This is a genomic window from Shinella sp. BE166 (assembly GCF_051201095.1).
Classification (GTDB): domain Bacteria; phylum Pseudomonadota; class Alphaproteobacteria; order Rhizobiales; family Rhizobiaceae; genus Shinella; species Shinella lacus.
In genome coordinates this window covers 150,642-177,477 of record NZ_JBPEHL010000008.1, presented here as the reverse complement: position 1 = coordinate 177,477, position 26,836 = coordinate 150,642, and the positions used below count along the sequence as shown (strand labels likewise).

Sequence of the window (26,836 nt, the reverse complement as noted above, 5' to 3'; positions counted from 1 at the left end):
GGCGCGCTCAAGTTGGCACGACATTGCCCCAATGCGGTTTAACAAATCCTTACCTGGCCGGTTCCGGCACAAAGGTTTCGTTCACAACTTCGCGAGCTTGGTTAATACGGCCGGCTCGAAATCGCGAGCACCGCTCACCTTCATGACTTCAACGCGTCCAAGCCCGCAAAGAGCGCCAGCGCCTCCGGATTGGCGAGCGCCTCCTGGTTCCTGACCGGCCTGCCGTGCACGACCTCGCGCACCGCAAGCTCGACGATCTTGCCGGATTTCGTGCGCGGGATATCCGCAACCTGGATGATCTTCGCCGGCACATGGCGCGGCGAGGCTCCGGTGCGGATCTTTGTGCGGATCGTCTTTTCCAGCGCCTCGTCCAGCACCGCGCCGGGCTGGAGCCGCACGAAGAGCACCACGCGCACGTCGTCGTCCCAGTCCTGGCCGATGCAGAGCGCTTCGGCGACTTCGTCAAGCTGTTCGACCTGGTTGTAGATCTCCGCGGTGCCGATGCGCACGCCGCCGGGGTTCAGCGTCGCGTCGGAGCGGCCATGGATGACGATGCCGCCATGGCGGGTCCATTCGGCGAAGTCGCCATGGCACCAGATATTGTCGAAGCGCTCGAAATAGGCGGCGCGGTATTTTTCGCCCGCCGGGTCGTTCCAGAACATAACGGGCATGGAGGGAAACGCCCTGGTGCAGACCAGCTCACCTTTTTCGCCGCGCACCGGCTGCCCGTCCTCGTCCCAGACATCCATGGCGAGGCCGAGGCCCGGCCCTTGGATCTCGCCGCGCCAGACGGGTTTCAGCGGAATGCCCAGCACGAAGCCGGAGACGATATCCGTGCCGCCGGAGATGGAGGCGAGTTGCACGTCCGGCTTGATGCCTTCATAGACGAAGCTGAAACTCTCCGGCGAAAGCGGCGACCCCGTCGAAGCCAGCACGCGCAGGCTGGAGAGGTCGTGTGTCGAGAGTGGCGTGAGGCCGCTTTTGCGCACGGCGTCGATATATTTGGCGGAGGTGCCGAGCACGGCGAACCGTTCCGCAGCCGCATAGTCGAACAGCACATTGCCATCCGGATGGAAGGGCGAACCGTCGAACAGACAGAGCGTGGTGCCGAGCGCGAGGCCGGAGACCAGCCAGTTCCACATCATCCAGCCGCAGGTGGTGAAGTAGAACAGCCGTTCGCCCTCAACGAGACCGCAATGCAGGTGGTGCTCCTTCAGGTGCTGCAACAGCGTGCCGCCGGCCGAATGGACGATGCATTTCGGCACGCCCGTCGTGCCGGACGAGAAGAGGATATAGAGCGGGTGTCGGAAGGGAAGCTGCGCGAAGGTGAGCGGCTTTGCCGCGTAAGGCGCCGTCAGCGTCTCCAGCGTGCGGCCATCCGGCAGCGAGGCGGCGAGCGCTTCGGCGTCCCCCGCATAGTGCACGACCACGACCGGCACGCCGAGCTTGCCGGCAATGGCCTGCACCTTGGCGGAGACGTCCTGGAGCTTACCGGCATACCAATAGGCATCGCAGGCGATGAAAAGCTTCGGCTCGATCTGGCCGAAGCGGTCGAAAACACCCTGCTCGCCGAAATCGGGCGAACAGGAGGACCAGATGGCACCGAGCGAGGTGGCGGCGAGCATGCAGGCAATGGTTTCCGGCATGTTCGGCATCATGGCGGCAACGCGGTCGCCCTCGCCGATGCCTAGCGCCGCGAAGGCCTGCTGGAGTTTGGAAACGCGGGCGCGCAGCTCGTCCCAGGACCAGCGGTACGCCACCTTGTCCTCGCCACGAAAGACGATCGCATCGTCCGGACCGGCCTTCTTCAGCAGGTTCTCCGCAAAATTCAGCCGGCCCTCGGGGAAGAAGCGGGCCTCCAGCATGCGGTCGCCGTTTTCGAGCGCCGTGCCGCCCTTTTCGCCGATCACGCCGCAATCGTCCCAGACCGCGGTCCAGAAGGCCGCCCGGTCTTCCACCGACCAGGCGTGGAGATCGTCATAGGACGTGAAGGCGCGCCCGGCGATGCGGCCGGCCGACTTCATGAACAGGGCCATCGGGCTCGTCGCCAGGATTTCCGCCGAGGGTTCCCACAGGGGCATTTCCGACATCACGCTGTCCTCCACTCCAGGGCCATTCTACAACATGTTGCACCGCAGTATAATGCCGCGAATGCCGGTTCGCGCCGTTGCCGAACGCAATTCCGCCATGCCGCCATTTGATTTCTTGGCCCCAAGCGCCTATCCCCGTTCGCTTGAAGAGATGTGACCGCTGCCGGTAGAGGACCCGCCCCCGAATGACGCTTTCCCGTTTCATGCAATCGCGGCTTCTGGTGCGGGGATTCCTGGTCGTTCTAGCACTGTTCGTCGCCGGGCGCGTCGGCTTTCCCTTCCTCATCCAGACAGACACGGTCGGGCGGGAAATCGAGGAGACGCTGGAGGCCTGGACCGGCGCCGACGTCGAGATCGGCCGCGCGGCCGAGTTCTCCTTCTGGCCCTATCCGCGCGTGACGCTCGGCAATGTGCGGGTCGTCACGGGCGGCAAGCAGGAACTGGCGCATATCGAGGAAATATCGGCAAGCTTCGACCTGGTCGGCGCCGTGCGCGGCAAGCCTGTCTTCAGCGATTTCGACCTCGTGCGGCCGACGGTCCGTGTCGGCTGGGACGCCGAGGGCGTGTTCAACTGGCGCCACAGCGGCTGGCTGATCCAGGCGATCGACGCCACCGCCTCCGCTCCCGAAGGCCAGGCGATACCGGAACTGCCGGAGGAGCGCATCGGCACGATCAACGTCGTCGACGGCATCGTCGAGGTGGCGCAGGACGACGGGGCCACGCCCTATCGCATCTCTGATATCAACGGCAATATCGACTGGCCGGCGCTGCGGCGTCCGCTCGACCTGACGCTCTCCGGCGTCGTTAATGGCGAGATGACGCGCTGGACCTTCGATTGCGACCAGCCGCTGGCGCTGCTGGCCGGGCACAATGCCAATATGCGCACCAACCTTTCCGCCGATCCGACCACGGTGAATTTCGAGGGCGTCGCCAATCTCTCAACCAACGCCTTCGTGGCCGGCAACATGATGCTGTCGACGCCCTCGCTCGGCCACCTGCTCGCCTGGCAGGGCAAGGACATCCCCTCGGTCGGCAATCTCGGCCATGTCAATGTCGAGGCGAAGGTGACGACGGCGGGCTATTCGGCCAAGCTCGAAAACGTCAAGCTGACGCTTGACAATGCGCAGGCGACGGGCGTGCTGGACGTCGACATGCCGCCGGACGGCGTGCCGCAGGTCGGCGGCACGCTTGCCTTCGACCGCATAGACCTGCGCGCCTTCCTGTCCGCCTTTTCGCCCGGCGCCGAGCAGAATGCCGCGAGCATCGACACGGCCTTCCTGCACCAGTTCGGCATGGACCTCCGGCTTTCCGCCAAGACGGCGGATTTCACGCCGTTCTCGCTTCAGGAGCTTGCCGCCGGGGTGCGCGTCGAGAACGGCCGCGCGTCCTTCGATGTCGGCGACAGCGGCTTCATGGACGGGCGCATGACCGGGCGCATCGCGCTCACCGAACAGGGTTTTCGCGGCGGCGGGCGGTTCCAGATGTCGCTCAGCAATGTCGATATCGGCGCCATCGTCAACACGCTGGCGCTGCCAGGCCCGCTGCCTTCCGGGCGCGGCTCGGCCGATTTCGAGCTTTCGACCGACCGGCCGCTCTGGGCGACGACGGCGTCCGACATGTCCGGCCAGTTCCGCTTGAACATGGGCTCGGGCACGCTCACCCATTTCAACCGGCAGGCCTTTGAGGAGCGCGCGGCGAAAAACGCCTTCTTCAATTTTTCCGAAGCAGCCGACGGCTCGTTCGATTTCGTGCGGGCCGACGTGGAGGCGAAGCTCGACCGCGGACTGGCCGAGCTGACCAAGGCGGAGATCGAGGGCAACGAGAAGCTTCTGACGCTCTCCGGCATGATCCCCTATCGCAGCGGCAGCGTGGCGCTGGCCGGCGCGCTGTCCGACCGCCCGCAGGCGGAGGCCTCGGCGGTCGTCAATCCGGCGATCAGCTTCTTTGTCGGCGGCTCCTGGCCGGAGCCGGTGATCTCGCCGCTGTCGATCCTGACGGGGCAGCAGCCCCGCCAGGAATAGGGTTCATCGGCCCGCGAAGGCCGCTTGCTCGTCGCGCTGGCGCTGCACTTCGCGCCGCTTCGTCATGATAGACGCAATAACGACCCCAATGGCGACGAGGCCGATGAGCAGGGTGCAGGCCGCGTTGATTTCCGGCGTCACGCCGAGGCGCACTTGGCTGTAGATCTTCATCGGCAGCGTTGTCGCACCCGGACCGGAGGTGAAGCTCGAGATGACGAGGTCGTCGAGCGACAGGGTCAGCGCCAGCATCCAGCCGGACAGCACCGCCGGCAGGATGACCGGCAACGTCACCTCAAGGAAGGTGCGGACCGGTGTTGCGCCGAGATCGAGCGCCGCCTCCTCGATCGAGCGATCGAAGGAGAGCAGCCGCGACTGCACCACGACCGTCACGAAGCACATCGAGAATGTGATGTGCGCCAGCGTCACCGTGACGAAGCCGCGGTCGAAGCCGATGGCGACGAAGAGCAGCAGCAGCGACAGGCCGGTGATGACTTCCGGCATGACGAGCGGTGCATAGACCATGCCGGAAAACAGCAGCCTTCCGCGAAAGCGGGTGTAGCGCGTCAGCGCCAAGGCCGCCATGGTGCCGAGGATGGTGGCGATCGTCGCCGACAGCAGCGCCACGCGGATCGTCACCCAGGCCGCATCCATGAGGCCCTGGTTGTTGAAGAGCGCGACGTACCATTTCGTCGAGAAGCCGGCCCAGACCGTCACGAGCTTCGACTCGTTGAAGGAGAAGACCACCAGCAGCACGATCGGCAGGTAGAGGAAGGCGAAGCCGAGGACGACGGAGACGATGTTGAAACGGGACCAGTTGCTCATGGTCTACCTCCCCTGCTCTTCGGCCTTGGCCTGCGCATTCTGGAAGAACACGATGGGCACGACCAGGATGAGGAGCAGGATGGTGGCGACGGCGGCGGAGACCGGCCAGTCGCGGTTTGCGTTGAACTCGTTCCACAAGGTCTTACCGATCATCAGCGTCTGCGACCCGCCGAGCAGATCCGGGATGACGAATTCGCCGACGGCCGGAATGAAGACGAGCATGCAGCCCGCGACCACGCCCGGAAGCGAAAGCGGGAACGTGATCTTCCAGAAGGCGGAAATGGGCGGGCAACCGAGATCCTTTGCCGCCTCGATCAGCGAGTTGTCCATCTTCTCCAGCGCCGAATAGAGCGGCAGGATCATGAAGGGCAGGTAGGAATAGACGATGCCGATATAGATCGCCCAGTTGGTGCCGATGATGATCAGCGGCTGGTCGATGACGCCGATGCTGAGCAGGAACTGGTTGAGCAGCCCTTCCGGCTTGAGGATGGCGATCCAGGCATAGACGCGGATCAGGAAGCTCGTCCAGAACGGCAGGATGACGAGCATCAGCAGCGTCGGGCGCAGCGTGCGCGGCGCCTGCGCCATGCCATAGGCGATGGGGTAGCCGATCAGGAGCGTGATGAAGGTCGAGACACCGGCGATCCAGATGCTGGACAGGTAGGCGTTGAGATAAAGCGCATCCTCGGTCAGCCAGATATAGTTCGCGAAGCTGAACTGCCCAACCTTGCTGAAGAAGCCGGAGAGGCCATCCGCCAGCGCGAAGACCGGCTCATAGGGCGGCTGCGCGATCGCGGTGGTGGAAAGCGAGATGCGGAAGACGATGAAGAAGGGAACGAGGAAGAAGAACAGCAGCCACGCATAGGGAAGAATAATGACAAGGCGGCTGAAGATGGCGGAGCCGAGCTTGTTCATCGGTCAATCCTTCAAGACGACGCCGGCGGTTTCGCCGAAGGAGACCCAGACCTTCTCGTCATAGGAAATCGGGTCCTCCACCTCGCGCAGCGCGTTCAGCATGGAGGCCTTGACCACCTTGCCGCTGTCGAGCTTGACGTAGAAGACCGTCATGTCGCCGAGATAGCCGATGTCCCAGATTTCGCCCGGCGCCGCGTTGACGGAGGCATCGACGGGGGCGGCCCGCGTGACCTTCATCTTTTCCGGCCGGATGGCGAAGCCCGCGGCACTGCCCGGCGTGGGGCCGTTGGCGGTCGCGGTGCGGATGGTGAAACCCTCGTTGACGGCAAGCTCGATCTTGCCGTTGCCATTGGCCGAAACCTTGCCGTCGAGGATGTTGACGTCGCCGATGAAGTCCGCGACGAAACGCGAATTCGGCGCCTCGTAGATTTCCGCCGGTGTGGCCACCTGGATGACCTTTCCGTGGCTCATCACCGCGATGCGGTCGGCCATGGTCATGGCCTCTTCCTGGTCGTGCGTGACGACGACGAAGGTGAGGCCGAGTTCCTGCTGCAGGTCCATCAGTTCGAACTGGGTTTCCTCGCGCAGCTTCTTGTCGAGCGCGCCGAGCGGCTCGTCGAGCAGCAGCACTTTCGGGCGCTTGGCGAGCGAGCGGGCAAGCGCCACGCGCTGGCGCTGGCCGCCGGAAAGCTGGTGCGGCTTGCGCTTGGCGAATTGTTCGAGCTTGACGAGCTTCAGCATCTGCGAGACGCGCTCGGCGATCTCGTTCTTCGGCATGCCGTCCTGGCGCAGCCCGAAGCCGATATTGCTCTCCACCGTCATGTGCGGGAAGAGCGCGTAGGACTGGAACATCATGTTGACCGGCCGCTTGTAGGGCGGGATGCCGGCAATGTCCTGGCCGTCGAGGATGATTTCGCCGGAGGTCGGCCGCTCGAAGCCGGCGAGCATGCGCAGCAGCGTGGACTTGCCGCAGCCGGACGCGCCGAGCAGGGCGAAGAACTCGCGGTGATAGATGTTCAGGGTGAGATCATCGACGGCGGTGAAATCGCCGAACCTCTTCGTGACATTGCGGAACGTGATGAATGGTTTTGCGTCCGGATCCGTCCACGGCGCGAAGGAACGACGGATATTGCCGAGAGATTTCATTACCTGTCCCCATCTCTTTTTTCTGGCAGTCAAAATGAAATTGCCCGGAAGAGACTTCCGGGCAATTCGTCCTGTGCCGGTTATTGGCCGGTCACGATTTTGGTCCACGCCCGTGTGAACAGGCGCTGCGTTTTTGCGTCCAGCGTGGTGTTGGTGAAGAGCTTTGCGAGCGTAGCGTCATCCGGATAGATCGTCGTGTCCTTGATGATCTCTTCCGGCATGATGGCCTGGGCCGCCTTGTTGCCGTTGGCATAGTGGATGTAGGTCGAGGCCTTGGCGATGACTTCCGGGCGCATGATGTAGTCGAGGAAGGCATGCGCCTCTTCGACATGCGGCGCGTCGGCGGGAATCGCCATCTGGTCGAACCACATCTGCGTGCCTTCCTTCGGGATCGTGTAGCCGATCTCGACGCCGTTGCCGGCCTCTTCCGCGCGGTCGCGGCCCTGGAAGATATCGCCCGACCAGCCGACCGCGATGCAGATATCGCCGTTCGCCAGGCCGTTGATGAATTCGGAGGAGTGGAACTTGCGCACGAAGGGGCGGATCTTCTGGAGCGCTTCCTCGGCCTTGGCAAGATCGGCCGGGTCGTGGCTATCCGGGTTCAGGCCGAGATAGGCGAGCGTCACCGGGATGATGTCGGTCGGCGAATCGAGCAGGTTGATGCCGCAATCCTTGAGCTTTTCAGCATTTGCCGGATCGAAGATCGCCGTCCAGCTGTCGATCGTGTCCGTGCCGAGGGCTTCCTTGATCTTGGCCTTGTTGTAGCCGATGCCGATCGTGCCCCACATATAGTTGATCGAATATTCGTTGCCCGGATCGAAGGGCTGCATGCGGGTGGCGACCATGTCCCACATATTCTTGAGGTTCGGCAGCTTCGATTTGTCGAGCTTCTGGTAGACGCCGGCCGAAATCTGGCGTTGCAGGAAGGTGTTGGTCGGCACCACCACGTCGTAGCCCGTGCCGCCGGCAAGCAGCTTCGTCTCAAGGATCTCGTTCGAATCATAGACGTCGTAGACGACCTTGATGCCGGTTTCCTTGGTGAAATCGTCGATGATCGAGCTATCGATATAGTCCGACCAGTTATAGACATTAACGACTTTTTCCTGCGCCAGCGCACCACCTGCACCAAACAGGGCGACCGTGGCAGCCGTCGTCAAAAGAGTACGTCTTATCATTGATTTATCTCCCAGTTTTTTTCCGTGCCTATGAGTTGCTATGAAAGAACAGTCACCGATTATGGATGTTTTTCGAGAGGCGACAAGCTGCATTCTACGCATAGACAGGGCGATTTTTGATATCACATTGTTCCCATTCCTATCATATTTGAAGCCCTATCCGCGGCGGAAATCAAGCGAAAATTCACTGGAAGTCGAAAAGGCTCAATCCCGCAACCATTTCGTCAAGCCCGAGGGGGCGCGTGACGGGCGGTTCGGCACGCGCAAGACAGCCCTGCCGCTCGCACAACCGACAGGCCGTGCCGACCGCGACCGTGCCGTCCCTGCGCACCGCTTCGGCATAGACCGTCTCTTCCGCATGCGCCGCATCGCAGCCGACGAGCAGTGCCGTGCGGCGCACCCGCTCCGCAAAGGCACCCTGCGGGCCTTCGAGCGTTCGCGATACCGTCAGGAAGGCGGCACCGTCAGGCATCTCGACGCGATCGACGAGGATCTGCCCCGGCTGGGAGAAGGCGGAATGCACGCCGAGCTTGGGACAGCCGCCGCCGAAGCGTGCCTGCGGAAAGCCTGACGCGCCCGCCCGGCGGAAGCGGTGGCCGGCATTGTCGATCTCCAGCATGAAGAAGGGCACGCCCGGCTTGCCCGGCCTTTGCAGCATGGTGAGCCGGTTTGCCGCCTGTTCGTAGGAGACGCCGAAACGCGAGCGCAGGATATCGACATCGTAGCGCGCGCGCTGCGCCGTCGCGTGAAAGGCCTCGTAGGGCATCATCAGCGCATGCGCCGCGTAGCGCGCCAGTTCGAAACGGGCGATACGCTTGGCCTCGGCATTCGAGAGGGCGAGCTGATCGAGTTCGGCAAAAATCTCGTCCTGAAGCGCCAGCTGCACCGTTTCCATGGCGATCTCGCGCATCTGGTCGAAGGGCGACAGGCGCTCCGACAGGAAGAGACGCATGGAGTGCCGGTCGAAGCGGCGGCGGAGGTTCGGCATGGTGTGCACGGGCAGCAAGCGCACGACGACGCCGTGCTCCTTGCGCAGCCACCCCTTCAGCGCCCCTGCCAGATCATCGCCGGGCGCAAGGGTCGCATGAAAGCGTTCCGCCGCCTCGTCGATCGCGCCGAAATAGTTGGGGCGGTTCTCCAGCTTGTCGCGCACCTCGTCCATCGGCAGCAGCGCGCCGGAGAGCGTCGTGGCGTGGCCTTCGCGGGCGAGCAGGTCGGCGAGATCGGTAAGACGGGCGGCCTGTTCGCGATAGGCGCGGTAGAGTTTCAGGATGCCGCTCGCGACATTCGGCGCGGCGTCGGCAATCTCGACCAGTTCATGATCGCCCGGCAATTCGCCGGCGAGCAGCGGATCGGCGAAGACCTCGCGCAGCTGGCGCGCATTGCCGGCGCTTTCGCCCTGAAGCTCGTCGAGGTCCACCTTATAGACGGAGGCGAGCCGCAGCAGGAGCTGCACCGTCAAAGGGCGCTGATTGCGCTCGATGAGGTTGAGATAGGAGGGCGAGATCGACAGGCCTTCCGCCATCGCGGTCTGGGTGAGGCCGAGCGTGTTGCGGATGCGCCGGACTTTCGGGCCGGCAAAGATCTTGTTCTCCGCCATATGTCACATCCTTTACACGATTGGCTGCTGCTAGAAATTTACAATCTTTACTTTTTTACAGACGCCCTTTGTCAAAGGCAAGACATCGTTACCCGATTACGCCGCTGATTTTCCGGTTTTTTCTCGCCCTATTGTGCGCTGCGATGTAAATACTGTCACATGAAATCGGGCAACAAAGAGAGCCAAGCCCGATCCCGAGACATCGCATTGGAGGATACTATGACCGATTTTTACAATCTCGTCCCGAGCGCGCCAAAAGGCCGGTTCGACGGCATCGAGCGCCCCTATACGGCCGAGACGGTCGAGAAGCTGCGCGGCTCGGTCCAGATCCGCCATACGCTCGCCGAAAACGGTGCGAACCGTCTGTGGAAGCTCATCCATGAGGAAGACTTCGTCAACGCGCTCGGCGCGCTCTCGGGCAACCAGGCCATGCAGATGGTCCGTGCCGGCCTGAAGGCGATCTACCTTTCCGGCTGGCAGGTCGCCGCCGACGCCAACACGGCCTCTGCCATGTATCCCGACCAGTCGCTCTACCCGGCGAACGCCGCTCCGGAACTTGCCAAGCGCATCAACCGCACACTCCAGCGCGCCGACCAGATCGAGACCGCGGAAGGCAACGGCCTTTCGGTCGACACCTGGTTCGCGCCGATCGTCGCCGACGCGGAAGCCGGCTTCGGCGGCCCGCTCAACGCCTTCGAGATCATGAAGGCCTTCATCGAGGCAGGCGTTGCCGGCGTCCACTTCGAAGACCAGTTGGCATCGGAAAAGAAGTGCGGCCATCTCGGCGGCAAGGTTTTGATCCCGACCGCCGCCCACATCCGCAATCTCGATGCAGCCCGTCTTGCCGCCGACGTTATGGGCACTTCGACGCTGGTCGTCGCCCGCACCGACGCCGAGGCCGCGAAGCTTCTCACCTCCGATATCGACGAGCGCGACCAGCCCTTCGTCGACCGGGACAAGGGCCGCACGGTCGAAGGCTTCTACCAGGTCAAGAACGGCATCGAGCCGTGCATTGCGCGTGCCATCGCCTATGCACCGCATTGCGACCTGATCTGGATGGAAACCGGCAAGCCGGACCTCGAACAGGCCCGCAGGTTCGCCGAGGCCGTGCACAAGGCCCATCCGGGCAAGCTGCTCGCCTACAACTGCTCGCCCTCGTTCAACTGGAAGAAGAACCTCGACGACGCGACGATCACCAAGTTCCAGCGCGAGCTGGGTGCGATGGGCTACAAGTTCCAGTTCATCACGCTCGCCGGCTTCCACCAGCTGAACTACGGCATGTTCGAACTGGCCCGTGGCTACAAGGATCGCCAGATGGCGGCCTATTCGGAGCTCCAGGAAGCGGAATTCGCCGCCGAGATCAACGGCTACACCGCGACCAAGCACCAGCGCGAAGTCGGCACCGGCTATTTCGATGCCGTGTCGATGGCCATCACCGGCGGCCAGTCCTCGACAACCGCCATGCATGAATCGACCGAGCACGAGCAGTTCCGCCCGGCCGCCGAATAACCCGACCCGTCAACCTTCAAGAACCCCCATAGAGCCCGCATTCCTGCGACGGCAGGTGTACCACCTGCCTGCAAATGCTCAAAAAAGAGGAGAAATGCCATGACAGTCCAGACCCGAGTCAAGGAACGTGCGGAAGAACAGGCGTCCGCCATGTCCCCCGACCAGCAGGCCATGATCCGCATGGTCGCCAACGACCTGCACCGCCTCAACCAGTCCGTCATGAAGGCGGTCGAGGCTGGCGTCTCGGTCGAGCTCGTCCGCTCCGCCCGCCACCACGGCGGAGAGGGCAACTGGGGTGACCTGCTGATCCCGGTCATCGTGACCCAGGGCCGCGGCTGACAGGCACGACATCCAGTCGAAACAAGGTCCCCGGTGCTCCCTGCGCCGGGGACCTTTTTACGTGCGGCTCGGCCGCTTGCCGGCGAAGAGGTCGGCGTGGCTTTTGAGCAGCCGGAACAGCCGGTCGGAGACGGTGCGGATATCGCGCCGGTGGCGATCCTCGCTATTGGTGACGACCCATTGGTGGTGCCGCAGCGCGCGGATTTCTTCGCCTGCCCGCTCCAGCGCCGGATCGAGATCGCCGACGAAGCAGGGCAGCACCGCCTGCCCGGCCCCGGCGCGCACGAGATCGAGCAATGAGCGCGGCCGGCTGACGATGACGGCAATAGTGCCCGCCGCACGCTCATGCGGCCAGCGCAGGTAGGCGGAGACCGCATCCTCCTGCGACACCGCCAACCAGCGGCCGGCAAGCGCCTCCCCGGAATTCTTCCGCCGATAGGCCGCATAGGCGACCTCCCCGGCATGCCGGCTGATCAGGCTCGGCTCGGTCGGCTCGACGGCCCGGATGCCGACATCCACCTCGCGGTGAGTGAGCGTCGCCCGGCGCTCGGAGATGGACAGGTCGAGGCGGAAGGGGTCGCGCTCGGTGCAAATGGCGGAAAAATTCTCGCAGACGAGCCATGTCACCCAGGTGCCGGCCATCAGCCGCACGGTGCTCGTCCCCTGCCCCTCCTGCCGCCAGCTTTCCACGCCGCGGGCGATCGCCTCCATACCCTGCAACTGCTCGAACAGCGCCTGACCCTCGCTGGTCAGCCGGTAGCCGGTCTGGCTGCGCAGGAAGAGCGGGCGGCCCATCGCCTCCTCCACTTGCAGCACACGCCGGCCGACTGTCGCGGGGCTCAAACCCGAGACCTGCGACGCGCCGGTGAGCCCGCCCTGCCGGGCGACTTCGAGGAAGATGCGGTAGGATTCCCAGGACATGTCTTTCATGGATGAAAAACATAGTGCGATTTCCGCTGTTCGTGAATACGGATTTGAAGGGTAATTTCCCTTCGTCGAACACGGCGCAGACAACGCCACCCACGCCATTCACCGCCACGGCGCGCCCCTCCCGGCGCCACGGCTGACCGTTGCCTTCAAAGGAAACAGGCATGCAAGACATGTACGGACTCGCGATCCTCTTCGAACTTTCACAGAAGCAGAGCGGCCGCCGCAAACACGAATTCGACCATCTGCGCGAAACCGCGCCGTTGCGTGCCGGCCTGCTGCGGCTGTGGCGCCGCCTGCGTCCTCTCCGAAACACGAAAGGCCCGGCATGACCGGGCCTTTCTGCAACAGGTATGCAGTGCTTATCAGGCCGCGCGCGAAGAGCGCATGGCCTGGGCTTCCCGCTCCCTCTCGAAGCGGAACTGGGCGATGAGCGCCATCAGTTCGTCGGCCTGCCCGGCAAGATGGCGGCTGGCACCCGTCGTCAGCTCCACCATGGAGGCATTCTGCTGGGTCATCTGGTCCATCTGGTTGACGGACCCGTTTACCTCCTGCAACGCGGCCGACTGGTCGCGGCTTGCGGTGGCGATCATCGCGACATGATCGCTGATGCCGACGATCTGCTGGCTGATGGAGGCGAGCACCGCCCCCGTCTGCTGCACGAGGCGCGAGCCGGTGCTGACCTCCTGCGTCGACTTGTCGATCAGGCCCTTGATTTCCTTCGCGGCCTCCGCCGACCGCTGGGCGAGTTCGCGCACCTCCTGTGCCACCACCGCAAAGCCCTTGCCCGCCTCGCCGGCACGCGCGGCCTCGATGCCGGCATTGAGCGCCAAAAGGTTGGTCTGGAAGGCGATGTCGTCGATCACCTCGATGATCTGCTCGATCTGCCGCGAGGCCTCCTCGATCCGCCCCATCGCCTCGATGGCGCTGGTGACGACCGCGCTGGAATTGTCGGCGCTGGCCTTGGTTTCGGCGACCTTGGTGTTGGCCTCCTGGGCGCGCTCGGCGGATGAGCGCACCGTGACGGTGATCTCGTCGACCGCGGCCGCCGTCTCCTCCAGCGAAGCGGCCTGCGCTTCCGTGCGGCGCGACAGGTCATCCGCGGAATGGCGCATCTGCGTGCCGCTCGACTGGATCGCCTCGGCATTGCTGCGAATGCTGCCCAGCGTGTCCTGAAGCCGCGCGAGAGAACCGTTGAAGTCCTGCCGGAGCTGTTCCAGGCGGCCGGAGAACGGCGTGTCGATGGCCTGCGAGAGATCGCCCCTGGCAAGGCGCCCGAGGCCGGCGGCGAGTTCGCTGACGGCAAAATCGATCTGCCGGTCGGTTTCGCGCTTTTCCGCGTCGCTCAATTCGCGCTCCGCCGCTGCCTGTTCGTCCTGGCGCTGCGCGATGTCCTCCATCTCGATCTTGCGCTGGGCATTCTCGCGGAAGACTTCGAGCGCGCGGGCGATCTGGCCGAATTCGTTCGCCTTGTCGCGGCTTGGAATATCCGTGTCGAGACGCCCTTCGGCAATGCCCCCGACGGCGCCGATCAGCGCGCGCAGCGGCCGCGTCGCCCGCCTGACGGCGAAATAGGCGAGCGCGCCGAAGACCAGCATCGAAAGCACGCCGGCAAGGATGGCGCGGACCTGAAGGTCATGAATTTTCTGGAAGTAGATCTCCATCGGGATGCCGATGAAAAGGATGCCGACATTGGCGCCGGCGGCGTTCTTGACCGGGAAATAACCGGTCATGAAGTCGCGGCCGAAGAGCTGCGCCGGCCCGAAATAGGGCTCGCCCTTGGCGAGAACCGCCTGTGCCGGATGCTCGGGCGCCAGTTTCGTGCCGACGGCCCGCGACCCGTCCTCCTTCTTCACATTCGTCGAGATGCGCACATAGTCCGCGCCCTGCTTGGCGAAAACCGTCGCGACGCCGGCAATGGAGCTCGCCGTGCGGTCGACGAGGTCGTGGTTGGCAAGCTCCGGCATCGCCTCGCTGTGGATCGCCGTGAGTCCGCCATCCTTCAACGCAACGGAGGCGTCTTCGATCGCCGCACCGTAGAGAACGGCCATGGCGCGCGTGGCATCCCGCGCATCGTTGGCCGCGTCCTCCAGCACATAGCTGCGCAGGTTGTAGTGCATCACGCCAACGATCACCGCGGCGCTGAGGAAGATGAAGGCAAAGGTCATCGCCGCATATTGATAGGCGACGGAAGATCTGAAAATCCTGATCATAGCGGACTCCTCTTGTCCGCAAATGATAAGAATCAAATATATAAGAAAAGCTGAAAATTCGCTGCAATAACCCATAAGAAACAGGGGTTTTTCAAGCAAAAAGGCCTGGAAATCCAGGCCTTTTCTTGGTTAACGGCGGTCCGGTCTACGCCGCGCGATAAAGGCCCTGGCCGTCGCGATCCTCTTCCAGGCGGAACTGCTCGACCAGCATCATCAGCGTGTCGGCTTCGCTGGCAAGCTTGCGGCTGGCGGCGGTCGTCAGGTCCACCATCGAGGCGTTCTGCTGCGTCATCTGGTCCATCTGGTTGACGGAGCCGTTGACCTCCTGGAGCGCTGCCGCCTGGTCGCGGCTGGCGGTCGCCATCATCTCCACATGGTGGCTGACGGTGACGATCTGCTGGCTGATCGAGGCCAGCACCGAGCCGGTCTCCTGCACGAGGTGCGATCCCGCGCTGACCTCGCTCGTCGACTTCTCGATGAGGCCCTTGATCTCGCGGGCGGCACTCGCGGACCGCTGGGCGAGTTCGCGAACCTCCTGCGCGACGACGGCAAAACCCTTGCCGGCTTCGCCGGCGCGGGCAGCCTCAATGCCGGCATTCAGCGCCAGGAGGTTGGTCTGGAAGGCGATGTCGTCGATCACCTCGATAATCTGCTCGATCTGGCGCGAGGCCCCCTCGATGCGGCCCATCGCGGCGATCGCATTGCTGACGACGGAGGCGGAGCTGTCGGCACTGCGCTTGGTGGCGCCGACGACGACATTCGCCTCATGCGCCCGCTCGGCGGAGGAGCGCACGGTGACGGTGATCTGTTCGACGGCGGCGGCGGTCTCTTCCAGCGACGAGGCCTGCGCCTCGGTGCGCTTGGCAAGCGCATCGCCGGAGCTCAGCATATCCGCGCCGCTGCGCTGGATCGACAGCGCATTGTTGCGGATCTGGCCGAGCGTGTCCTGAAGGCGCACGAGCGAGATGTTGAAATCCTGGCGAAGCTGCTCGAGGCGGCCGGAGAACGGCGTGTCGATCTGGCGCGACAGGTCGCCCTGTGCCAGGCGGCCGAGGCCGGCGGCAAGCGCGTTGACCGCGAAGTCGATCTGCCGGTCGAATGCCTGCTTTTCGGCATCGTTGCGGGCGCGTTCGGCTTCCGCGGCGCTGCGCTGCTCCTCGCTTTCGGCCTCGATGCGGATCTTCGACAACGCGTTCTGCTTGAAGACGCCGAGCGCGCGGGCCATGTCGCCGATCTCGTCACGACGGCCCTCGCCGGAAATGCCGGTATCGAGGAAGCCATCGGCGAGGCGGCGCATGGCGCCGGTGATCTGGCCGATCGGCCCCTTCAGCGTCAGAACCAGCGCGATGCCGGCAAGCACCGCGATCGCGACGCCGGCGACGGTTGCCAGGACCGAGACCTGGTTTGCCTTTTCGCGCTCGCTGCCGGCGCTGGTCTTCTGCTCTTCGGCGAACTGGCTCAACAGATTCCAGATCGTGTCGATGGACTGGCCGGCCGCGTCGAAGTCGGCGGCGCGCTGCGTGCTGATCGTCACGAGCGTCGCGCTGTCCGCATCCATGCGCTCAAGCACCGGCGCCAGCGTTTCATCGACCGTGTCGAAGAAGGCGAGGCCGCTGGCGCTGCCGCGCAGGCCGCTCATGTCGCTGCGCAGAAGCGAGAGATTGCTGAGCAGCTTGGTGCGATTTTCAACCGATGTCTGGCCGAGGAAGCGGGCGGCGATGATTTCGATGTCATAGATCGAATTCACCAGCTTGCGGGTGGCCGAAAGGATGGCTTCGGATTTGATGATCGGCTCGTCGAGTTCGCCGAAGATACGGGTCGCCTCGCGCATTTTCTCGCCCGCAGCGCCCTGAAGCTGGATGGCGACCTGGCGGAAGCGGTTGATGCGGCGTGCGATTTCCGGAACGGTGACGTCGGCCGGATCGGTCGAGGAGAGGAAACCGCCGAGTTCATCCACCGTGTTGCGGATGGTCGTGGAGACGACCTTCTGGCTCTTCGGCAGGATCATCGAAATGGAACGGTCGGTCTTCGAGATGGAGGGGTAGCGCTCCTTGACGAGCTTCAGCTTGTCGTCCGGCGTGGCTGCCTTGGTGAAATCGGAGAGGAAATCGGCGAAGAACTTGCTGGCATTCGTCAGGCGGTCGGCCTCGCGCAGCATGCTCTTGGCGGTGTTCTCGTTCTGGCGCACCGTGCGCTGGAGCTTGGTCGCCTCTTCCAGGATCTTGCCCTGCTCGGCCGCAAGATAATTGAGGTTCTTGCCCATCGCTTCATGGAGCTTCGCCTCGCGGACATAGAGCAGCCAGAGCCCTTCCATGCGCGCTTCGATATCCTTGGTCTGCTTCTGGGCTTCGAGGAGCTTGGAGGCGTCGACGTCCGGCGTCAGGCCATCCATCGTCACCCGCAGAAGCGCCACCTGCGCCTTCAGGCGCTCGTTCACGGCGTCGCGGCTTTCCTCGCTGGTGTTCTGCAGGAACCGGTTCATACCGGCATAGACATCCTTGAAGCCGCTCAGCGACTGGAGGACGCTGTTGGAAATCTCCATCCTGCCTTGCAGGAGGCCCGAGGCGTAAAGCCCGGTAAAGCCCACGGCGCAGATGCTGAGCACGAAGGGCAGAATGAAGACCAGAACCTTGGTCTGGATCTTGAAACGCGCGAGGATCTTATCAATGAACATGGCGGAACATCCGTTGTCGGCGTGTCCCACCCCTGCCCTTAAAGAGCCTCCCAAGGATTCGGACCGCCGGATTACCGACTTTCATGCGGCCGCAATGCCGCTGATCCGGGGGAGCACTCATTGCCAGCCGCGTTGCATCCGTCATGGGACGCGGCTTCCGGAACCCTATCCGGAAATCATCGGCGGCAAACTTTAAAATTCCATCACTTTTTAAACCGATTTATGACGGCTCAAAGGGCGGCGATGGCAAGGCCGGCGACAAGGATGGCGGCGAGCGCGCAATTGATGCCGATCGCGACGAGGCGGCGGCTTTCCTCGGCGGCAGCAATGGCGATGGCGCGGGCGGGGCGGCTTTTTGCCGGCATGCGGCGATACTCCGTTACGAGATACTACGGGCACCCGGATGATCCGGCCAGCCGGCCCACATCATGTTGTCTCCACGCGAAGGCGCGTGGAAAATGCCGACATCCTTGGAGCATCCGCCGCGAGGTCTTAAAGGACGGTAAACGCCGCCTAGCAGTCCTCGCGATCAGGCATCCTGGCCGGCCGCATGGCCGGACGCCCAGGCCCACTGGAAATTATAGCCGCCGAGCCAGCCGGTGACATCCACCGCCTCGCCGATGAAATAGAGCCCCGGCACCGCCTTCGCCGCCATGCTGCGGGAATCGAGGGTCGCCGTATCGACGCCGCCGAGCGTGACTTCCGCCGTGCGATACCCCTCCGAGCCCGGCGGGCGAAAGCGCCAGTCCTTGAGTTTCTGCACCAGCGCATCGGTGCGCCGCGCCGGCTGTTCGGCGAGCGGGCCGTCGATGCCGAGTTCGGTGACGACAAGCTGTGCGAGCTTCTTCGGCATGTGTTCGGCAAGCACGGTCTGCACCGCCTGCCGGCCGTTTTCGCGCCGGGCGGCGGCGAGTACGGTGGCGAAATCGACATCCGGGCGGATGTGGAGCGCGATCTCCTCGCCCTCCCGCCAGTAGGACGAGATTTGCAGGATGGCGGGACCGCTCAGGCCGCGATGGGTGAAGAGCGCTGCCTCACGAAACTCCGTCTTGCCATGGCGGGCGATGACGTCGACGGCGACGCCAGGCAGGCCCTCATGGGCGGCAAGTGTTGCCGGGTCCAGCGTCACCGGCACGAGGCCGGCGCGGGTTTCCACCAGCCGCAGGCCGAATTGTTCGGCGATGCGGTAGGCAAAGCCCGTCGCGCCCATCTTGGGGATCGACTTGCCGCCGGAGGCCATCACCAGCGAGGCGGCCTCGACGGTGCCGTTCTCCGTGACGATGCGGAAGGATGAGCCGTCGTGCTCGACGGCGCTGATGGACGTCGAGAGCCGCAGCTCGGCACCGGCCGCCTTCATCTCGGCGAGCAGCATCGCGATGATGTCCTTCGCCGAGTTGTCGCAGAAGAGCTGGCCGAGCGTCTTCTCGTGCCAGGCGATGCGGTGGCGCTCGACGAGATCGAGGAAATCGCGGGGCGTGTAGCGGGCGAGCGCCGACTTGCAGAAATGCGGATTGGCCGAGAGGAAATTCTTCGGGCCGGCGTGGATATTGGTGAAGTTGCAGCGCCCGCCGCCGGAAATGCGGATCTTTTCGCCGGGTGCGCGGGCATGGTCGAGCACGAGCACGCGGCGCCCGCGTTTGCCCGCTTCGATGGCGCACATCAAACCTGCCGCGCCCGCTCCGATGATGACGACGTCCCGCCGCTCTGCCACGTATAAGATCCTTGTTCACCCCTCCTTTCAGCCATCGCGGACGAAAGTCAATCGGTGCAGTAAAAACAGATTTTCTCTGAAAAATCGCCATTTCTACCCCCCGGGGGGAGCTAGTAAAGGGCTAAACACCGGTTATGATGCGCCATCGTCAACAACCCCGGTGTGTCATGCCGTCCAAAAAAAAAGTCGTTACCCCCACCATCGAGAAAGCCGCACGCTCTACTAAAATCCCTCCCGCCATCAGCGTGCCACGTGGGGTAAAGACCTGGAAGGACGCCGCAGACTGGCTGAGGGCCCGTGGCATCGAGGATATCGAATGCATCACGCCGGACCTCGCGGGCGTCCCGCGCGGCAAGATGATGCCGTCCTCGAAATTCACCTCGAACACCTCGCTGGCGCTGCCCTCGGCGCTCTACCGCCACACGATTTCCGGTGACTATCCGGAAGAGACCGGCAATTTCCGCTACGAGCCGCGCGACAGCGACCTGAAGCTGCTGCCGGATCTCTCCACGCTCTCCGTCGTGCCGTGGGAAAGCGACCCGACCGCGCAGGTCATCTGCGACATCGTCGGCTCGACCGGCGAGAACGTGCCCTATACGCCGCGCAACGTCCTGAAGAACGTCGTGAAGATGTATAGCGATCGCGGCTGGCGCCCGGTCGTCGCACCGGAAATCGAGTTCTATCTCGTCGCGATGAACGAGGACCCGGACTATCCGCTGCATCCGCCGAAGGGCCGCTCCGGCCGTGCCATTCTGGGCGGCCAGGGCTATTCCATCGCCGGCATCAACGAGTTCGACGAACTGATCGACGACATCTACCACTTCTCCGAAAAGCAGGGTCTGGAGATCGACACCCTGATCCACGAGGAAGGTCCCGCACAGCTCGAAATCAACCTGCGCCACGGCGATCCGATCGAGCTTGCCGACCAGGTGTTCCTGTTCAAGCGCACGATCCGCGAGGCGGCGCTGAAACACGGCATCTACGCCACGTTCATGGCCAAGCCCATGCAAGGCCAGGCGGGCTCGGCCATGCATATCCACCAGTCGGTGGTGGAGATCGCGACGGGCAAGAACGTCTTCTCCAATCCGGACGGATCGGCCTCGAAGGAATTCTTCCACTTCATCGGTGGCATGCAGACCTATGTGCCGAAGACGCTGGTGATGATGGCGCCCTACGTGAATTCCTACCGGCGCCTGACCCCCGAAATGTCGGCACCGGTGAACAATGCCTGGGGCTACGACAACCGCACGACGGCGTTCCGCGTGCCGGTTTCGGATGCCGCCGCACGGCGCGTCGAGAACCGCCTGCCGGGATCGGATGCCAATCCGTACCTGGCGCTGGCGGCCTCGCTCGGCTGCGGCCTGCTCGGCATCATGAACGAGATCGAACCGAGCGAACCGACGGGCGACACCGCCAACGAAGGATCGATCGACCTGCCGCGCGGCCTGCTCGAGGCCGTGTCGCTGCTCGAATCGGACTCGGCGCTTGCCGACGTGCTCAGCGCGGAATTCATCGGCCTCTATGCCGGCGTGAAGCGCGGCGAGTTCGAGACCTTCATGCAGGTGATCAGCCCCTGGGAACGCGAGTTCCTGCTGCTCAACGTCTGAGCGGCCCCGGCGGTCCGGGCCGCCCGAAGAGATCAGATCCTGAGAGCGGCCGGCGCCCCGGTGCGCCGCCGCATCCTCTTGAACATGAGAGTGTGAAATGCCCTGGCAAAGCCCGATTTCCCCCGGCGTCTCCTGGTATGAGGCCAGCGTCGGAGACCGCCCCGAATATGCCCCCCTCGACGGTTCCGTCGAGGCCGATGTCGCCATCGTCGGCGGCGGCTTCACCGGCCTCCAGGCCGCCTACAATCTCGCGAAGAAAGGCGTCCGCGTCGTGCTGATCGAGGCACACCGCTTCGGCGACGGCGCTTCCGGCCGCAATGGCGGCCAACTCGGCACCGGCCAGCGCACGGACGCGGAGACGCTTGAGGCTGAGATCGGTTTCGAGCGCGCCAAGGCGCTGTTCGACCTTGCGGAGAATGCCAAGCGGCACATCCACGATTTCGCCGTCGGCCAGAACCTCGACATCGACTATGTTCCCGGCCAGCTCAACGTGAGCCACAAGGCAAGCTACGAGAAGGAGTTTCGCGATCACATCGAGATCGCCGCGACCCGTTTCGGCTATCCGCATCTGAGCTACCTCGACCGAGCGCAGACCGAGGAGAGCGTCGGTTCCAAGCGGTTCCTCTTCGGCATGCGCGACACCGGCACCGGTCATATCCACCCGATGAAACTGCTTGTCGGCATCGCGCGGGCGGCGCAGGCTGCCGGTGCTAGCCTGCATGAAAAGACGCCGGCCCTGAAGATCGAGCGGACGGGCGGCAAGGCGGTCATCACGACGGCCAGGGGCACGATCCGCGCCGACAAGGCACTGATCGCCTGCAACGCCTATATCGGCAATCTCGAAGCGAAGACGGCCTCGCATGTCATGCCGATCCGCTCCTTTATCGGCGCGACGGTACCGCTCGACAAGTTCCCCGCGATCATTCCCGGCGGCGAATCGATTGCCGATACGCGCTTCGTGGTGCGCTACTTCCGCAAGACCCGCGATGGCCGGCTGCTTTTCGGCGGGCGCGAGGCCTATACGTCGGACAATCCCGCAGACATGACCCCGCCCATCCGCCGGCAGATCGAAGAGGTCTATCCCGAGCTGAAGGGTATCGAGCTTACCCATGCCTGGGGCGGCTCGGTCGGCATCACCATGCCGCGCAAGCCCTATGTGCGCGAGGTCATGCCCGGCATCACGACGATCGGCGGTTATTCCGGCCATGGCGTCATGCTGTCAAACTACTGTGGCAAGCTTTATGCGGAGGACGTGACCGGCGGCAGTGCGGAACTCGACCAGCTGAAGGCGCTGAAAATCCCGGCCTTCCCCGGCGGTCCCCGGTTCCGTTCGCCGCTTCTGTTCCTCGCCATGACGTGGTACGCGCTGCGCGACAAGCTCTGATCGAGTCGGAACCGTCGTTTTTGTTGCGTTGCACTCTGGCGTTTTTAAATCGATTAGATTATAACACCCGGCAACAGAACGAGATCGAGAAATCCGATGAGCAGCCAGATCATTCCCGTTGAGCCCTTCGACTATGTCGTCTTCGGCGGAACCGGCGACCTTGCTGAGCGCAAGCTCCTTCCGGCCCTCTACCACCGGCAGCTCGCCGGCCAGCTCTCCGACCCGACGCGCATCATCGGCGCGTCGCGAACCGCCTATACGCATGAGGAATACCGCAAGTTCGCCGTCGCCGCGCTGAAGGAACACCTGAAGCAGGGCGAATTCGACGAGACCGAGGTGAAGACCTTCTGCGACCGGCTGTTCTACGTCGCCGTCGACGCCAAGTCGGACGGCGGCTGGGACAAGCTGAAGGAGCTTCTCGATGAGGGCAAGGATCGCGTGCGCGCCTTCTATCTCGCCGTAGCACCCGCGATCTTCGGCGACATCTCGGAAAAGATCCGCGACCACAAGCTGATCACCAAGCAGACCCGCATCGTCGTGGAAAAGCCGATCGGCCGGGATCTCGCGTCCGCCAACGAGCTCAACAACACGATCGGCAAGGTTTTCCGCGAAGAGCAGATTTTCCGCATCGACCACTATCTCGGCAAGGAGACGGTGCAGAACCTGATGGCGCTGCGCTTTGCCAACGCGCTCTACGAGCCGCTGTGGAACTCCGCCCATATCGACCATGTGCAGATCACGGTCGCGGAAGCTGTCGGCCTCGAAAGCCGCGCCGGCTACTACGACAAGGCCGGCGCGCTGCGCGACATGGTGCAGAACCACATCCTCCAGCTTCTCTGCCTTGTGGCGATGGAAGTGCCCTCCTCCATGGATGCGGAAGCGGTGCGCGACGAGAAGCTCAAGGTGCTGCGCGCACTGAAGCCGATCGACCAGTATAATGTCGAACGCCTGACGGTGCGCGGCCAGTACCGCGCGGGTGCTTCCGCCGGCGGCCCGGTCAAGGGCTATCTCGAGGAACTCGAAGGCGGCGTTTCCAAGACGGAGACCTTCGTCGGCATCAAGGCGGAGATCGGCAACTGGCGCTGGGCGGGCGTGCCCTTCTACATCCGCACCGGCAAGCGGCTTGCCGCGCGCATGTCGGAAATCGTCATCACCTTCAAGCCCATCCCCCATTCGATCTTCGACCCCACGGCCGGCCGCATCGAAGCGAACCAGCTCATCATCCGCCTGCAGCCGGACGAAGGCGTCAAGCAGTCGCTGATGATCAAGGACCCCGGTCCGGGCGGCATGCGGCTGCGCAACGTCTCGCTCGACATGAGCTTTGCCGAAGCTTTCGACGCCCGCAATGCGGATGCCTACGAGCGCCTGCTGCTCGACGTCGTGCGCAACAACCAGACGCTCTTCATGCGCCGCGACGAGGTCGAGGCGGCATGGCGCTGGGTGGACCCGATCCTGAAGGCCTGGGAAGCGACCGGCCAGCAGGTGCAGGGCTACACGGCCGGCACCTGGGGCCCGAGCCAGGCCATCGCCCTCATCGAGCGCGACGGCCGCACCTGGCATGAATCGTAAGGAAGCCTGATGAGCGCGACAGTGCATGAATTTTCCGACGGCACCGCCCTGGCGGAAGGGCTTGCGGACCGGGTTTCCGGTGCGCTGGCCGAGGCTGTCACTTCCCGGGGCCGCGCCAGCATCGCGGTCTCCGGCGGCTCGACCCCGAAAGCCTTCTTCAAGGCCCTGTCGAGCCGCGACATCGACTGGGCGAAGGTGACGATCACGCTCGTCGACGAGCGTTTCGTGCCCGCCGACAACCCGCGCTCGAACCACCTGCTCGTCGCCGACAACCTGCTTCAGGGCAAGGCGCAGGCGGCGCAGTTCCTGCCGCTCTACCGGGACGCCGGCAGCGCGGAAGAAGCGGCGGAGATCGTCACGGCGGATGCCGCGGCACTCGGCCATCCCTTCGACGTCGTCATCCTCGGCATGGGCGCGGACGGCCACACGGCCTCGTTCTTTCCGGGCGGCAGCCGCCTTGCCGAGGCGATCTCGCCGGAGACCCCACGCGGCATCATCACCATGGAGGCAGAAGGTGCCGGCGAACCCCGCCTCACCTTCACCTTCGCCAGTCTTCAGGATGCACGCCTTCTGGTGCTGCATATCGAAGGCCAGGGCAAGAAGGACGTTCTGGCCGCTGCCGAAGGCGACGGCCCGGAAACCGACATGCCGATCCGCGCCGTGCTCCGGCGTGCAGCGACCCCGGTCGATATCTACTGGGCGCCTTGAGGCACCCTGCCGGCTAACCCCGGCTCCACCCGGCGCAAGACGCCGATGATTAGCGGACTGCGCAGCGCCCCCGCTCGCTTTGCCGCGCGAAAATGCAATCGAGAACAGTCAGGATAGCTCCCATGTCCGCCGACAAACGCATTGAAGCCATCACCGCCCGCATCGTCGAACGCTCGAAGCCGTACCGCCAGCCCTATCTCGACCGCGTGCGCGCCGCCGCCTCGCAGGGCGTGCATCGCGCCGTGCTGTCCTGCGGCAACCTCGCGCATGGCTTTGCCGTCTGTTCCCCCGCCGAGAAGGACGCGCTCGCCGGCGACCGCGTCCCGAACCTCGGCATCATCACCTCCTACAACGACATGCTTTCGGCCCATCAGCCGTTCGAGACCTATCCTGCGCTCATCCGCGAGGCCGCGCGCGAAGCTGGCGGCGTGGCGCAGGTTGCCGGCGGCGTGCCGGCCATGTGCGACGGCGTCACCCAGGGCCAGCCGGGCATGGAGCTATCGCTGTTCTCGCGCGACCTCATCGCCATGTCGGCCGGCATCGGCCTGTCGCACAACATGTTCGATTCGGTCGTCTATCTCGGCGTCTGCGACAAGATCGTGCCGGGCCTGACGATCGCCGCGCTGACCTTCGGCCACCTGCCGGCCATCTTCATCCCGGCCGGGCCGATGACCACCGGCCTGCCGAACGACGAGAAGGCGCGCGTGCGCCAGCTCTATGCCGAAGGCAAGGCCGGCAGGGCGGAGCTGCTGGAAGCCGAATCCAAGTCCTACCATGGCCCCGGCACCTGTACCTTCTACGGCACCGCCAATTCCAACCAGATGCTGATGGAGATTATGGGCTTCCACATGCCCGGCGCCTCCTTCATCAATCCCGGCACGCCGCTGCGCGATGCGCTGACCAAGGAAGCCACCAAACGTGCACTTGCCATCACCGCGCAGGGCAACGAATTCACCCCGGCCGGCGAGATGATCGACGAACGCTCGATCGTCAACGGCGTGGTCGGCCTGCATGCTACGGGCGGGTCGACCAACCACACGCTGCACCTGCTCGCCATGGCGCGCGCTGCCGGCATCCTGCTGACCTGGAAGGATATTTCCGAGCTGTCCGACACGGTGCCGCTGCTTGCCCGCGTCTATCCGAACGGCCTTTCGGACGTGAACCATTTCCACGCGGCCGGCGGCATGGGCTTCCTCATCCAGGAACTCCTGAAGCACGGCATGCTGCACGATGACGTGCGCACGGTCTTCGGCCAGGGCCTGCAAGCCTATACGATCGATCCGAAGCTCAGCGAGACCGGCACGGTGCTGCGCGAACCGGCACCGAAGGTCAGCCACGACCCGAAGATCCTCGCCAATATCGAGACGCCGTTCCAGGCGACCGGCGGCCTGAAAATGCTGACCGGCAATATCGGCAGCGCGGTCATCAAGATTTCTGCGGTGAAGCCGGAGCGCCATGTCATCGAGGCGCCGGCAAAAGTGTTCCACGACCAGCAGGAACTCAACGTCGCCTTCAAGGCCGGCGAACTGACGGGCGACTTCATCGCCGTCGTGCGCTTCCAGGGACCGAAGGCCAACGGCATGCCGGAACTGCACAAGCTGACCACCGTGCTCGGCATTCTTCAGGACCGCGGCCAGCGCGTCGCGCTCCTCACCGATGGCCGCATGTCCGGCGCCTCCGGCAAGGTGCCGGCTGCCATCCATGTGACGCCGGAAGCGGTCGACAACGGCCCGATCGGCCGCATCCGCACCGGCGATATCATCCGGCTGGATGCCGCTCACGGCACGATCGCGGTTCTGGTGGATGCCGCCGAGTTCGCCGCCCGCCCGCAGGCGACGGCCGATCTCTCCGGCAACGAATTCGGCATGGGCCGCGAACTTTTCGCACCCTTCCGCGCGATTGCGGGACCGGCGGACCACGGGGCGAGCGTGTTGTTCGCGTAAGATCAGAGGGGCGTTTCGCCCCTCTTTTCATCTCAGCTATAGATATCCAGCGTGCGGCCCTGGTGGTTGCGGTGCGTCGAGTAGACGAAGATGCGTTGCAGGTCCTTGTCGGAGAGCATGCGCAGGAAGCGGGCTTCGACGACGTCGTTGGTATAGACGCGCTGCGTCAGGCAGCCGATCATCGGCAGGCGGGCGCTGACGATGTCGAGGTAGAAATTGCGCGGCAGTTGGAACTTCGTCGTCATGGTGACGATGGCGCCACTGCGCGACAATTTGGTGATCAGGCACCGGCGCGAGACGAGATTGACGAGGCCGCCATTCTCGGTGAACTCGATGCGCGCCTCGTTGCAGGTGTCCTCCATCGGGAAACTTTTTTCCCGGTCGTACATGAAGGACTCTTCCTTGCTGAGGTAGTTGTTACGCGGTTCGGATCCCCGGATACTCATCTGCCTGTTGCCCCTGGCACTGTCTGCTTTCGAGAAA

General features: G+C 64.0%; 21 protein-coding genes. 9 read left to right on the top strand and 12 right to left on the bottom strand.

The genetic code is table 11. The features are described from left to right. Nucleotides 1–140 precede the first annotated feature (140 nt). Nucleotides 141–2,090 (bottom strand): acetoacetate--CoA ligase, encoded by a 1,950-nt coding sequence (locus J2Y63_RS20540; protein ID WP_435267589.1) that lies wholly within the window; start codon nt 2,088–2,090, stop codon nt 141–143. 185 nt (nt 2,091–2,275) lie between these two features. Between J2Y63_RS20540 and J2Y63_RS20535 the strand changes: the two genes are divergently transcribed. Further along, nucleotides 2,276–4,111 carry an AsmA family protein gene (locus tag J2Y63_RS20535; protein WP_435267588.1) on the top strand — a complete coding sequence of 612 codons (1,836 nt, stop codon included), beginning with the start codon at nt 2,276–2,278 and terminating at the stop codon, nt 4,109–4,111. A gap of 3 nt (nt 4,112–4,114) precedes the next feature. On the opposite strand, the gene J2Y63_RS20530 is transcribed toward J2Y63_RS20535, so the two are convergent. The 5 genes from J2Y63_RS20530 to J2Y63_RS20510 all read right to left on the bottom strand — a co-directional run bounded on the left by J2Y63_RS20530 (nt 4,115) and on the right by J2Y63_RS20510 (nt 9,769). Beyond that, nucleotides 4,115–4,933, bottom strand: a complete 819-nt coding sequence (locus J2Y63_RS20530) for an ABC transporter permease (RefSeq protein WP_256120684.1) — start codon at nt 4,931–4,933, stop codon at nt 4,115–4,117. A gap of 3 nt (nt 4,934–4,936) precedes the next feature. Continuing rightward, nucleotides 4,937–5,848 carry an ABC transporter permease subunit gene (locus tag J2Y63_RS20525; protein WP_435267587.1) on the bottom strand — a complete coding sequence of 304 codons (912 nt, stop codon included), beginning with the start codon at nt 5,846–5,848 and terminating at the stop codon, nt 4,937–4,939. 3 nt (nt 5,849–5,851) lie between these two features. Next, complete coding sequence (locus tag J2Y63_RS20520; RefSeq protein WP_435267586.1) at nt 5,852–6,994, bottom strand: ABC transporter ATP-binding protein; 1,143 nt, start codon at nt 6,992–6,994, stop codon at nt 5,852–5,854. Nucleotides 6,995–7,074: 80 nt separating this feature from the next. Continuing rightward, nucleotides 7,075–8,184 carry a polyamine ABC transporter substrate-binding protein gene (locus tag J2Y63_RS20515; RefSeq protein WP_435267678.1) on the bottom strand — a complete coding sequence of 370 codons (1,110 nt, stop codon included), beginning with the start codon at nt 8,182–8,184 and terminating at the stop codon, nt 7,075–7,077. 169 nt (nt 8,185–8,353) lie between these two features. Continuing rightward, nucleotides 8,354–9,769, bottom strand: coding sequence for a helix-turn-helix domain-containing protein (locus tag J2Y63_RS20510; protein ID WP_435267585.1), 1,416 nt, complete (start codon nt 9,767–9,769; stop codon nt 8,354–8,356). A 219-nt stretch (nt 9,770–9,988) separates the two neighbouring features. Between J2Y63_RS20510 and aceA the strand changes: the two genes are divergently transcribed. Both aceA and J2Y63_RS20500 read left to right on the top strand, forming a co-directional pair. Continuing rightward, nucleotides 9,989–11,278: an isocitrate lyase gene (gene aceA / locus J2Y63_RS20505; RefSeq protein WP_435267584.1), complete on the top strand. Its 1,290-nt coding sequence runs from the start codon at nt 9,989–9,991 to the stop codon at nt 11,276–11,278. A gap of 99 nt (nt 11,279–11,377) precedes the next feature. Next, entirely contained in the window at nt 11,378–11,617 is a 240-nt protein-coding gene (locus tag J2Y63_RS20500; protein WP_319318536.1) for an SMc00767 family acetate metabolism repressor, read from the top strand. Between the two features lie 57 nt (nt 11,618–11,674). Here the strand turns inward: J2Y63_RS20500 and J2Y63_RS20495 are convergent, their stop codons facing one another. Further along, the gene (locus J2Y63_RS20495; protein WP_435267583.1) at nt 11,675–12,547 is read right to left on the bottom strand and encodes a LysR family transcriptional regulator; all 873 of its coding nucleotides are present in this window, start codon (nt 12,545–12,547) and stop codon (nt 11,675–11,677) included. Nucleotides 12,548–12,708: 161 nt separating this feature from the next. Here J2Y63_RS20495 and J2Y63_RS20490 point away from each other — a divergent pair, with 161 nt between their 5' ends. Further along, on the top strand, nt 12,709–12,876 hold the full coding sequence (locus tag J2Y63_RS20490) for a hypothetical protein (protein ID WP_435267582.1): 168 nt from the start codon (nt 12,709–12,711) through the stop codon (nt 12,874–12,876). 33 nt (nt 12,877–12,909) lie between these two features. On the opposite strand, the gene J2Y63_RS20485 is transcribed toward J2Y63_RS20490, so the two are convergent. The 4 genes from J2Y63_RS20485 to J2Y63_RS20470 form a co-directional block, all read right to left on the bottom strand. Continuing rightward, nucleotides 12,910–14,757 (bottom strand): methyl-accepting chemotaxis protein, encoded by a 1,848-nt coding sequence (locus J2Y63_RS20485; protein WP_435267581.1) that lies wholly within the window; start codon nt 14,755–14,757, stop codon nt 12,910–12,912. 145 nt (nt 14,758–14,902) lie between these two features. Then, nucleotides 14,903–17,431 carry a methyl-accepting chemotaxis protein gene (locus J2Y63_RS20480; protein WP_435267580.1) on the bottom strand — a complete coding sequence of 843 codons (2,529 nt, stop codon included), beginning with the start codon at nt 17,429–17,431 and terminating at the stop codon, nt 14,903–14,905. A 230-nt stretch (nt 17,432–17,661) separates the two neighbouring features. After that, nucleotides 17,662–17,796: a hypothetical protein gene (locus tag J2Y63_RS20475; RefSeq protein ID WP_435267579.1), complete on the bottom strand. Its 135-nt coding sequence runs from the start codon at nt 17,794–17,796 to the stop codon at nt 17,662–17,664. 164 nt (nt 17,797–17,960) lie between these two features. Then, nucleotides 17,961–19,142, bottom strand: a complete 1,182-nt coding sequence (locus J2Y63_RS20470; protein ID WP_435267578.1) for an NAD(P)/FAD-dependent oxidoreductase — start codon at nt 19,140–19,142, stop codon at nt 17,961–17,963. A gap of 167 nt (nt 19,143–19,309) precedes the next feature. Between J2Y63_RS20470 and J2Y63_RS20465 the strand changes: the two genes are divergently transcribed. The 5 genes from J2Y63_RS20465 to edd all read left to right on the top strand — a co-directional run bounded on the left by J2Y63_RS20465 (nt 19,310) and on the right by edd (nt 26,353). After that, nucleotides 19,310–20,749, top strand: coding sequence for a glutamine synthetase family protein (locus J2Y63_RS20465; protein ID WP_256120696.1), 1,440 nt, complete (start codon nt 19,310–19,312; stop codon nt 20,747–20,749). Nucleotides 20,750–20,846: 97 nt separating this feature from the next. Further along, the gene (locus J2Y63_RS20460; RefSeq protein WP_435267577.1) at nt 20,847–22,133 is read left to right on the top strand and encodes an NAD(P)/FAD-dependent oxidoreductase; all 1,287 of its coding nucleotides are present in this window, start codon (nt 20,847–20,849) and stop codon (nt 22,131–22,133) included. 96 nt (nt 22,134–22,229) lie between these two features. Further along, a complete protein-coding gene (gene zwf, locus J2Y63_RS20455; RefSeq protein WP_256120698.1) occupies nt 22,230–23,702 on the top strand; it encodes a glucose-6-phosphate dehydrogenase in 1,473 nt (490 codons plus the stop codon). 9 nt (nt 23,703–23,711) lie between these two features. Beyond that, a complete protein-coding gene (gene pgl, locus J2Y63_RS20450) occupies nt 23,712–24,410 on the top strand; it encodes a 6-phosphogluconolactonase (protein ID WP_435267576.1) in 699 nt (232 codons plus the stop codon). Nucleotides 24,411–24,532: 122 nt separating this feature from the next. Further along, on the top strand, nt 24,533–26,353 hold the full coding sequence (gene edd, locus J2Y63_RS20445; protein WP_435267575.1) for a phosphogluconate dehydratase: 1,821 nt from the start codon (nt 24,533–24,535) through the stop codon (nt 26,351–26,353). A 32-nt stretch (nt 26,354–26,385) separates the two neighbouring features. On the opposite strand, the gene J2Y63_RS20440 is transcribed toward edd, so the two are convergent. Then, on the bottom strand, nt 26,386–26,799 hold the full coding sequence (locus tag J2Y63_RS20440) for a hypothetical protein (protein WP_256120702.1): 414 nt from the start codon (nt 26,797–26,799) through the stop codon (nt 26,386–26,388). Nucleotides 26,800–26,836: the final 37 nt, after the last annotated feature.

Excerpts from the sequence above, each read along its gene's own strand:
- J2Y63_RS20540 (WP_435267589.1), bottom strand. The coding sequence starts at position 2,090 with ATGTCGGAAATGCCCCTGTGGGAACCCTCGGCGGAAATCCTGGCGACG.
- J2Y63_RS20535 (WP_435267588.1), top strand. The coding sequence starts at position 2,276 with ATGACGCTTTCCCGTTTCATGCAATCGCGGCTTCTGGTGCGGGGATTC.
- J2Y63_RS20530 (WP_256120684.1), bottom strand. The coding sequence starts at position 4,933 with ATGAGCAACTGGTCCCGTTTCAACATCGTCTCCGTCGTCCTCGGCTTC.
- J2Y63_RS20525 (WP_435267587.1), bottom strand. The coding sequence starts at position 5,848 with ATGAACAAGCTCGGCTCCGCCATCTTCAGCCGCCTTGTCATTATTCTT.
- J2Y63_RS20520 (WP_435267586.1), bottom strand. The coding sequence starts at position 6,994 with ATGAAATCTCTCGGCAATATCCGTCGTTCCTTCGCGCCGTGGACGGAT.
- J2Y63_RS20510 (WP_435267585.1), bottom strand. The coding sequence starts at position 9,769 with ATGGCGGAGAACAAGATCTTTGCCGGCCCGAAAGTCCGGCGCATCCGC.
- aceA (WP_435267584.1), top strand. The coding sequence starts at position 9,989 with ATGACCGATTTTTACAATCTCGTCCCGAGCGCGCCAAAAGGCCGGTTC.
- J2Y63_RS20500 (WP_319318536.1), top strand. The coding sequence starts at position 11,378 with ATGACAGTCCAGACCCGAGTCAAGGAACGTGCGGAAGAACAGGCGTCC.
- J2Y63_RS20495 (WP_435267583.1), bottom strand. The coding sequence starts at position 12,547 with ATGAAAGACATGTCCTGGGAATCCTACCGCATCTTCCTCGAAGTCGCC.
- J2Y63_RS20490 (WP_435267582.1), top strand. The coding sequence starts at position 12,709 with ATGCAAGACATGTACGGACTCGCGATCCTCTTCGAACTTTCACAGAAG.
- J2Y63_RS20485 (WP_435267581.1), bottom strand. The coding sequence starts at position 14,757 with ATGATCAGGATTTTCAGATCTTCCGTCGCCTATCAATATGCGGCGATG.
- J2Y63_RS20480 (WP_435267580.1), bottom strand. The coding sequence starts at position 17,431 with ATGTTCATTGATAAGATCCTCGCGCGTTTCAAGATCCAGACCAAGGTT.
- J2Y63_RS20475 (WP_435267579.1), bottom strand. The coding sequence starts at position 17,796 with ATGCCGGCAAAAAGCCGCCCCGCCCGCGCCATCGCCATTGCTGCCGCC.
- J2Y63_RS20465 (WP_256120696.1), top strand. The coding sequence starts at position 19,310 with ATGCCGTCCAAAAAAAAAGTCGTTACCCCCACCATCGAGAAAGCCGCA.
- J2Y63_RS20460 (WP_435267577.1), top strand. The coding sequence starts at position 20,847 with ATGCCCTGGCAAAGCCCGATTTCCCCCGGCGTCTCCTGGTATGAGGCC.
- zwf (WP_256120698.1), top strand. The coding sequence starts at position 22,230 with ATGAGCAGCCAGATCATTCCCGTTGAGCCCTTCGACTATGTCGTCTTC.
- pgl (WP_435267576.1), top strand. The coding sequence starts at position 23,712 with ATGAGCGCGACAGTGCATGAATTTTCCGACGGCACCGCCCTGGCGGAA.
- edd (WP_435267575.1), top strand. The coding sequence starts at position 24,533 with ATGTCCGCCGACAAACGCATTGAAGCCATCACCGCCCGCATCGTCGAA.
- J2Y63_RS20440 (WP_256120702.1), bottom strand. The coding sequence starts at position 26,799 with ATGAGTATCCGGGGATCCGAACCGCGTAACAACTACCTCAGCAAGGAA.